Source organism: Blautia sp. AM23-13AC (assembly GCF_003435675.1).
In the GTDB taxonomy this organism is placed as follows: domain Bacteria; phylum Bacillota; class Clostridia; order Lachnospirales; family Lachnospiraceae; genus Fusicatenibacter; species Fusicatenibacter saccharivorans.
The window spans coordinates 102,809-111,034 of the sequence record NZ_QTUL01000010.1 but is presented as its reverse complement, the minus strand read 5'-3'; the positions used below and the strand labels follow the sequence as shown (position 1 = coordinate 111,034).

Here is an 8,226-nt window from a genome sequence, read left to right as displayed (position 1 = left end):
TTATGGCATAACTTGAAGTGAATAAAAAGGTACTCAGGTTCTACCGTTTACTTTGTTTTCTCAAATGGCTCTAGTTTGGCTCTATTTGTGGAGAGAGTAGTAGCAAGATTAAGGAGAAATTATGAAAAAGATAATCATATTAAGAGGTAACTCTGGAAGTGGAAAAACAACAGTAGCTAGAGCGTTGCAAAAGAAATTTGGATACAATACAATGATGATTTCACAAGATGAGATTAGGAGAAATATCTTGTGGGTTAAAGATGGCGTTGATACTAAGGCATTACCACTTATGATAGAACTTATGAAATATGGGTATGAGCATTGTGATGTGGTTATTTTAGAGGGCATCATGTATGATGAGTGGTATAGTCCTTTGTTCAAAACGGCAAATGAATTGTATGGAATGGATATATATGCGTACTATTTTGATATATCATTTGAAGAGACGGTCAGGCGGCATAATACAAGAGATAAAAAACAGGAATTTGGTGAAGAAGATATGCGTAGATGGTGGAGAGAAAAGGATTTTTCATCAGTTTTTAATGAAAAAATTATTACATCTGATATTGATGCAGACAGTATTGTTGAAATGATATATATGGATTCAGCAAATGAAGGATAAGGGTATTACGAATGGCAAGAACAGAAAAAGTGATAATGACTAATATGTGTATGGTGTTTAGTGAAAATAGGATACTTGTCCAAGATAAGACTGATGACGATTACTCTGGAATAACATTTCCGGGAGGACATGTGGAAAGAGGAGAATTATTTACAGATGCTGTGATACGCGAAGTGTGGGAAGAAACTGGATTGAAAATTTCAGAACCAAAACTTTGTGGGATAAAAGACTGGATGAAGAAACAAGATATATAGTGCTATTATATAAGATAGATAAGTTTGAAGGAATAGTTACTTCGTCTGAAGAAGGGGATGTATTCTGGCTGACATTAGATGAAATGAAGTAGAGAAAACTTGCTTATGGAATGGATAAGATGTTGGAAGTATTTTTAAATGACAATATTAGTGAGTATTTCTTTTTTGAAGAAAATGGCAAATGGATAGAAGAGTTGAAATAGTTTAAATAAATGCAAAGGAGTTTTAAGTGGATATTTTATTTAAGAATGATCATTTTGTGTTTTCATACAGAGTTGGTGGAATATTGATACGCAATGGAAAAATTCTATTACAGCGTCCTAAGAATGATGATTATTCCATTATAGGTGGACATGTAGCAGCAATGGAAACAAGTATAGAAACTTTGAAGCGGGAATTTGAAGAAGAACTTCACACTAAAATAGAGGTAGATAATCTGCTGGCGATTGGTGAAATATATTTTCCATGGGGTAAAAGACCATGTCATCAGATATGTTTATATTATAATGTACATCTCGTTAATTATGATATTCCTTTAGATGGAGTATTTCATGGTTATGATGGTCTGGATGACAAAAGGATTGATTTAGATTTTTGCTGGGTTCCACTTGAGGATTTAAAGAATGATGTAAAGGTATATCCGCAGGAGTTGGTACCTTATATTCTTGAACCAAAGAAGGAAATTGTACATTTTGTTTCAAAGCAAATTTAGAAGATGAGATTATAGGTGTCGATGGAGAAGAAATATGTTAGAAGTTAAATTTTATGATACAGTAGATGATTCATTACTGAAGTTTGCAGTAATAATTTCACAGAGCAACGGCAAGTGGGTGTTTTGTAAGCATAAAGAAAGAGATACCTATGAAGTGCCGGGAGGGCATCGAGAAGCAGGCGAAAATATTCTCGAAACCGCTAAAAGGGAGCTCCAGGAAGAAACAGGAGCAGTAAAATATGAGATAAAGCCAATCTGTGTATATTCAGTGATAGGCAAAACAAGAGTAAATGATACAGGCGAGGAAACCTTTGGAATGCTTTATTTTGCGGAGATAAATGAATTCGCTAAAGAATTACATAGTGAAATGGAAAAGGTTATATTAATGGATGAGTTGCCTGAGAATTGGACATATCCGTTGATTCAGCCTAAATTGATTGAAAAATATAAGCAGATAGAAAAGCAGTCTTACAGTCAGATACAGCTGGTAGAAAACAGACTATAGAATACATAAAGAATATTAGCTAGCACTTTCCAAAGTTGGGCAACTATTATTCGGAGCATCTTCAAGGCTATTGAGAAAAGAATATCCTGTCCTTATAGAGCAGATACCAAAAGGATTATGGGGAGGTAAGTCATGGAAGCCTATAGTGGATGAAAAACATATTGATAACTGTATATCATATATTAGAAGACATCAACATGATAATACAAAGTTATAATTAGCTTGATTGTATATTTGCTTTATAGGTGTTGATATATTGCATAGCTTATGTCTAATCGGCATAAAATTATAATAGAAAGTCCTATTGACTTTCTGCTTTGTTCTTGCTAGTATGTAAGTACAAAGAAAGTTTACCACTGACCGATATGTGGTATATAAATGGTCGGGTTGAAAGTTTACCGCTGACCGATATGCGGTATATAAATGGTTGGGTCGAAAGTTTAGTCCTTCGCCGTAAGGCGGGGGACTTTTTCTATATGGAGAAAATTACATGAAGAAAACAGGATTTTATATAATTAAAGATAAGTTTTTTGAAGATATGCCAGACCCATATCTTAAGGGGAATAAGGCGGGGAACCGACCTCATTATTATTGCTTTGAAGATACAAATACAGGGATATATTGGATGATACCATTATCAAGTCGTATTGATAAATATAAAGGAATTGTAGAGAAAAAAGCTAAGGCAGGTAAGCCATGCGATATTATACATATTGTAAAGCTGGACGATAGCCGAGAAAGTGCATTTTTGATACAGGATATGTTCCCAATAACAGAGGAATATATAGAACGCGAGTATACCATAGGCGGTAATCATCTCATGCTTACTAGTGAGCATACGGCAAATGAAATTGAGCAGAAAGCAAGAAAAGTCATGGGTATGCTAAAGAGAGGGGTTAAATTTACACCGACACAGCCAGATGTTATGGCAATTTTGAAAAAACTGAAAGAACGCATAGCGGGAAGACATGCTGATGACAGCTTATAAGAGACTGTGAGAAAAAGTCTGTAAATAAGATTCTTCTATGATATGCAAGGGTGGCAAGCCTAAAAATCAGGCTTCTCACCCTTGTTTTATATATAACAGTTGTTGAATGGCATGTCAAGAGCAGGCGGTTTTCCGCCCGTCTTATTCGCCCGTTTATTCGTTACTCTGGGAGGCGTCCTTCGTACATAATACTCAGTTCACCATACACCTGTGCCCAGTTGCGGATCGTACTGGTCCATTTCTTTGTAGCTTCAAATGTGGCAAGATACAGTGCCTTTAATAGAGCTGTATCGCTTGGAAATACGCTTCTCTGGCGATTCAGTTTCCGGTAGGTAGAATTGAGACTGTGAGAAAAAGTCTGTAAATAAGATTCTTCTATGATATGCAAGGGTGGCAAGCCTAAAAATCGGTAAGGTTTTCTTTTTCCTTATTTTTCTTTTTTAGTCAATTCTTTTACGAGGTAATCACTCAATTCCTGAGATGGTATCTTGGCACGTTTCTGGTAAGTATCCAGTTCCGGATACTTATACCTCCATTCATCATATTCTTCCTTGCTGATTAGAAGAAGTTGCAGCGGAACTGGGAGTTTCCAAGTCTTATGCTTATAAGATTGTCAAACAGCTAAATGAAGAATTACAGAAGCTGGATTATCTTACGGTAGTTGGCAGTGCAAATTCCGGCTCATCGGACCACGCATTCCGCTAAGAACTGATCAGCCTTTCTGGATGTAACTGAACGCATTTCCGCTTCAGCTGATCAATAAGTTTTCAACGTGTTATAGTTCTTTCGTAGTCATCAAATGATTGCGAAAGGAGGCATAACTTTTCTGAAGTTCTCCGGTAGCTGTGTCCAATAGCAGTTCCGGCTGGTCATCGACCCAGTCAATGAACATCTTTTCGCCAGGGATCCGTTCCACGGGCATTGAGGTTTTAGAAGTACCGTAAGTATCTACCATAAAATCGCGGTACAGCTTATAAAACTGGGCGAGCTGATAACCATTAGGATGTTCTTTTTTGTAATCGATCCATAGAAAACTTAGATCAGCATGTTTTCCCATCTGAACCATCTGCTCATGTATTTTTCCAAAATCAGGCAGTGGAATATCCTTGTGTCTGAGGTTTTCTTTTGGATAGATAAGATCAACCACTTTTAAGGCAGGCATTTGCCGAAGGTCATCCAGTGATAATCCAGACTCGTTATAACGTTTCATAATCAATATGATTCCACTCCGGCCAATCCGGTAACGTTTTTGTACGGTATCATAACTGACTTTGCTAAGTCGAAGTTCTATGACACCAAGAATAGTATTGTAGTCGTGCATAATAGTTCCTCCTTTGCACTGTGATGAATAATAGTTACATCACAATAATAAAGGAAAAACGTACCGATTGGAGTAGAAAACGCGTACCGCTAAATCAGAATGAATGTACCGCCGATTTCAGAATAGGTGTATCGTTCGAGCAGAATTTGCAATCCATTCATGAACGACTTGAGATCAATAAGAAGATTATTCAAGAAAAGCAGGGAAAAGATAAGCCGGAGAGAGGGGCTGATCGGGGTGTAAGATAATTGAAAAAAGGAATGGAAAGTTACTGTTTTAGTAGCTTCCATTCCTTTTTTGAGAGAGAAGGGTAATTTCTTTCTGATTAAAAAGGTTGTTACATTCATCTATAATAGCTTCAACTGTGCGTACCTGTGAAGGCGTGAGTCGGCGGAGCTTATCTGAAAGAATCAACAGATCCTTATCTATAATTTCACCAGTGAGTAAATAATCGGCACTTACTTCTAAAGCAGAGGAGATTTTTAGCAGATTTTCAGGCCTCATTGCTCGCTTCCCTGATTCAGCATAAGAAACAAACTGGGTAGTGACTTCCCCTTTTTCTGCAAGTGCTTCTTGAGTGAGTCCCAGCTTTTTTCGACGATCCATAATTCTTTTTCCGATTTCCTGTAAACATAATTCGCTATCCGACATTAGTATAAGACATCTCCTCTCGTATTGTTAAATTATATCCACAATAGATGATAAAAATAAGCGTCTACTGTTGACTAAAATCAACAATACGATATATAATCGGAGATAAATATTGAAAAATCTTGGATGCATAACAAGTAGAAAAAGTAGTGTATGGGAATACGAAAAAGCGAACAGCTATAATGAAAGAAAATGAATTCTCAGGAGGACTATGATTATGGAACAGATGGATTTTTCAATAGAGCTATCAGAAAGTGAGATAGAAAAATTTGCAGATTATCTATACCAGAAAGAAAATGCAAAGGCAACAATCAATAAATATATGGCAGATATAAAAAAGTTTTTATCTTTTTTGGCAGATGATAAGCGGATCAATAAAAAAGTATTGTTGCAATATAAAGAATGGCTTGCTCAAAAATATGCTGTCAATAGTGTTAATTCAATGCTTGCCGCCTTGAATCAGTTCCTGGAATTTTTGAATGTAGGAAAGCTGAAAGTGAAAAGAATAAAAGTGCAGAAGCAGCCTTTTTTACAGGATCAGAAAGAATTGACAGAAAAAGAATGCAGGAAATTGATTGCAACAGCTATGGCAGAAGGAAAAGAACAGCTTGCATTGTGTATTGAAACAATAGCATGTACAGGAATTCGGATTAGCGAAATAAAATTTTTTACAGTGGAGCGTGTAAAATCTGGAAGGATAGAGATTTATAATAAAGGAAAGTATAGAAGGATTTTTTTGCCGAAGGTATTGCAAAGGAAACTTCTTTCCTATTGCCATAATAACCAAATAGCAGAAGGTTGGATATTTGTCACGAAAAATGGGAAGTTAAAAGACAGAAGTAATATTTGGAGAGAAATGAAACGATTAAAAGAAAAGGCAGGAGTAGCAGAATCAAAAATATTCCCGCATAATTTTCGACATCTATTTGCAAGAATTTATTATAAAGTGACAAAAGATATTACAGGTCTTGCTGATTTACTTGGACATAGCAGTATCAATGTAACGAGAATATATACAGCAACTACAGAAACAGTGTTCCAAAAGAAGCTGGATAAGATTGTCGAACAGGAAATATTGGAATGTACAACATAATATCTGTTATGTTGTACAGTGCCTCTATTAACCTGTTCTACCCTATTTCTGCAAGTCATTCATTTCCTCTAAAAGATAACTTTAAGCAATAAAAATAATAAAGATTATAGCCAATTTACCAAAAGCGGTACTTAAATAGGGCACAGCTACCAAAAAATCAGAAAGGAACTATGTAATATGAACAGCATAACAGATAGCAGGGTGTTATTTAGCATTATATCGTACGAAAAATAATCTGTCCATAAACAACATAACAGATATTATGTTGTATTGATTTGGCAATGGATAAGGAGTAACGATGGGATATACTGTAAGAAAATTACTTGAATCAGAACAATTTCCAAAAATGAAGCTGCTTTGCGGTGAAAAAGGTCTAGATTTGGAAGTGAAAGGCATTCGAATAATCGAAATTGAAGATATGGAGCGATACCTGACGGGTGGTGAAATACTCATAACCAGTATTCAGGTATATTTATCATGCAGTGATCGAGAAGTAGAGCAGCATTTTGAAGATTTAGTTAAAAGTGATATAAGTGGATTCATTGTAAAGAAAAAAAAAGAATATGATCCTACAGGACGCAGATTGAGTTTATTAGAAAAACACTGCAAAAAATATGAAATTCCTCTGGTAGAAATTCCAGGAGATTTATATTACTGGGGAATTATCCGTCATGTTATGATGCAGGTATTCGATAAAGACACTGCACGCTTAAAGTATTTTAAAATTACACATGATAATTTTAATACGTTTATTTTAAAAAATAATGGATCAAGCAATACAGCAAGTGATATTATCAAATTTTTAAGCATCATGATCGAGAATCCTGTTGTATTGTATTATGGTAATCTTAATTGTATGGTTTCAACAAACTTGGACAACTCCAAGTTAATATTGTCAGATGAAATTCAGCCATATAAACCCAATATTATTACGAAATTTCAATATATGAAGCAGATGAAAGGAAGCTGTGTTCAATATATAGTGAAATTTGCCATATTGAGTGAGGTGGATATATATATAACAATAACAGAAGAAAATAGAGAACTGATAGAACTTGATTATATGGCAATCGAAAATGCGATTATTAACTTGCAGTATGGATTTTTGAGTGAATTTGCACAGGATGAAGTGAAAAAGAAGTATCAGAGAGATCTTATCCATAATATTCTGAATGGATTACTGAGTTCGAAAGAAATGACTGAAGCGGCAGCACAGCTCGGAATGAAAGAAAGCGATACTTACAGGGTTGTTGATTTTCATACCATCAAAAAAAATGTACAAAGAAAATATACAAAAGAACAGCTTCACGAAGTAGGTGTTATCGTGGGTGAATTGATGTATCTTCTGCCGGATGCGCTTATTTACAGAAATATGGATCAGATTGTTATGATTCAACAGGTAGATTCCAATCAGACAGAACTGGAGTATCAGAAAGAGATGGAAGAAGTAGAGGATGTTATCCAGCGAAGCATCCTTTATAGAAAGAAAGATACAGACTTTCAGATTGGTATAGGAAAAAGTGTGGAAGGGTATCAACGGCTGAAAGAATCTTATCACGAAGCAAGTCGGGCTATCAAGTATATAGACATTATCCGCCTGGTGACTGGTGATAAGAATAAGTCAGTAGTACATTATTCAAACCTCGGATTTTTCCAGATATTCGGCGAAATTGATGATGTGACGGAACTGGAAAGATACATTCCGGAAACATTAAAGAAATTATATTTATATGATGATGAACATAAGGGAGAATTGATTACAACCTTGCAGATGTATCTTAGAAATAAGCAAAGTATTAGGAAAACTGCAGACGAAATGTTTGTTCATTATAGAACAATATCTTACAGGCTTGAAAAAATAAAACAAATTTCCGGAATAAATTTTGACAATGCAAATGAAGTACTGGCAGTCAGTAATGGTCTGATTATTTATAAAATGTTAAAAGAAATAGAATAGAAAAAGAAAGAGAAATCATGTTGAGGCATGGTTTCTTTTTTTTGAACGAAGTTCATAAAAAGATATTAATGGAGAATATCGATACAATGGAACAGATTTTACAAAAAAACGGATAAATATTTT

The 8,226-nt window shown here is 35.1% G+C and carries 9 protein-coding genes and 2 pseudogenes; 7 read left to right on the top strand and 4 right to left on the bottom strand.

The window, feature by feature from the left end:
• Positions 1 to 121: 121 nt before the first annotated feature.
• From DW642_RS11760 to cptIN, 5 genes are all read left to right on the top strand, one after another.
• Complete coding sequence (locus DW642_RS11760) at positions 122 to 622, top strand: kinase (protein WP_117510284.1); 501 nt, start codon at positions 122 to 124, stop codon at positions 620 to 622.
• Positions 623 to 633: 11 nt separating this feature from the next.
• Positions 634 to 876, top strand: coding sequence for an NUDIX domain-containing protein (locus tag DW642_RS16300; protein WP_242991183.1), 243 nt, complete (start codon positions 634 to 636; stop codon positions 874 to 876).
• A gap of 229 nt (positions 877 to 1,105) precedes the next feature.
• A complete protein-coding gene (locus DW642_RS11750; protein ID WP_117510283.1) occupies positions 1,106 to 1,588 on the top strand; it encodes an NUDIX hydrolase in 483 nt (160 codons plus the stop codon).
• Between the two features lie 34 nt (positions 1,589 to 1,622).
• The gene (locus tag DW642_RS11745; protein WP_117510282.1) at positions 1,623 to 2,093 is read left to right on the top strand and encodes an NUDIX hydrolase; all 471 of its coding nucleotides are present in this window, start codon (positions 1,623 to 1,625) and stop codon (positions 2,091 to 2,093) included.
• Between the two features lie 490 nt (positions 2,094 to 2,583).
• Entirely contained in the window at positions 2,584 to 3,081 is a 498-nt protein-coding gene (gene cptIN, locus DW642_RS11740) for a type III toxin-antitoxin system CptIN family toxin (protein WP_117510281.1), read from the top strand.
• 160 nt (positions 3,082 to 3,241) lie between these two features.
• Here the strand turns inward: cptIN and DW642_RS16665 are convergent.
• The 4 genes and pseudogenes from DW642_RS16665 to DW642_RS11720 form a co-directional block, all read right to left on the bottom strand.
• Positions 3,242 to 3,430: pseudogene (locus tag DW642_RS16665) on the bottom strand (IS256 family transposase); the annotation flags it as partial.
• Between the two features lie 78 nt (positions 3,431 to 3,508).
• A pseudogene (locus tag DW642_RS16660) lies at positions 3,509 to 3,640 on the bottom strand (helix-turn-helix domain-containing protein); the annotation flags it as partial.
• 216 nt (positions 3,641 to 3,856) lie between these two features.
• Complete coding sequence (locus DW642_RS11730; RefSeq protein WP_242991182.1) at positions 3,857 to 4,402, bottom strand: transposase; 546 nt, start codon at positions 4,400 to 4,402, stop codon at positions 3,857 to 3,859.
• A gap of 276 nt (positions 4,403 to 4,678) precedes the next feature.
• The gene (locus DW642_RS11720) at positions 4,679 to 5,053 is read right to left on the bottom strand and encodes a helix-turn-helix domain-containing protein (protein ID WP_117456480.1); all 375 of its coding nucleotides are present in this window, start codon (positions 5,051 to 5,053) and stop codon (positions 4,679 to 4,681) included.
• Between the two features lie 217 nt (positions 5,054 to 5,270).
• Here DW642_RS11720 and DW642_RS11715 point away from each other — a divergent pair, with 217 nt between their 5' ends.
• Together DW642_RS11715 and DW642_RS11710 are read left to right on the top strand one after the other, a co-directional pair.
• Complete coding sequence (locus tag DW642_RS11715; RefSeq protein WP_242991181.1) at positions 5,271 to 6,146, top strand: tyrosine-type recombinase/integrase; 876 nt, start codon at positions 5,271 to 5,273, stop codon at positions 6,144 to 6,146.
• Between the two features lie 298 nt (positions 6,147 to 6,444).
• A complete protein-coding gene (locus tag DW642_RS11710) occupies positions 6,445 to 8,103 on the top strand; it encodes a PucR family transcriptional regulator (protein ID WP_117510279.1) in 1,659 nt (552 codons plus the stop codon).
• Positions 8,104 to 8,226 lie beyond the last annotated feature (123 nt).

Coding starts and splice junctions, on each gene's coding strand:
- DW642_RS11760 (WP_117510284.1), top strand. CDS start 122: ATGAAAAAGATAATCATATTAAGAGGTAACTCTGGAAGTGGAAAAACA.
- DW642_RS16300 (WP_242991183.1), top strand. CDS start 634: ATGGCAAGAACAGAAAAAGTGATAATGACTAATATGTGTATGGTGTTT.
- DW642_RS11745 (WP_117510282.1), top strand. CDS start 1,623: ATGTTAGAAGTTAAATTTTATGATACAGTAGATGATTCATTACTGAAG.
- cptIN (WP_117510281.1), top strand. CDS start 2,584: ATGAAGAAAACAGGATTTTATATAATTAAAGATAAGTTTTTTGAAGAT.
- DW642_RS11730 (WP_242991182.1), bottom strand. CDS start 4,402: ATGCACGACTACAATACTATTCTTGGTGTCATAGAACTTCGACTTAGC.
- DW642_RS11720 (WP_117456480.1), bottom strand. CDS start 5,053: ATGTCGGATAGCGAATTATGTTTACAGGAAATCGGAAAAAGAATTATG.
- DW642_RS11715 (WP_242991181.1), top strand. CDS start 5,271: ATGGAACAGATGGATTTTTCAATAGAGCTATCAGAAAGTGAGATAGAA.
- DW642_RS11710 (WP_117510279.1), top strand. CDS start 6,445: ATGGGATATACTGTAAGAAAATTACTTGAATCAGAACAATTTCCAAAA.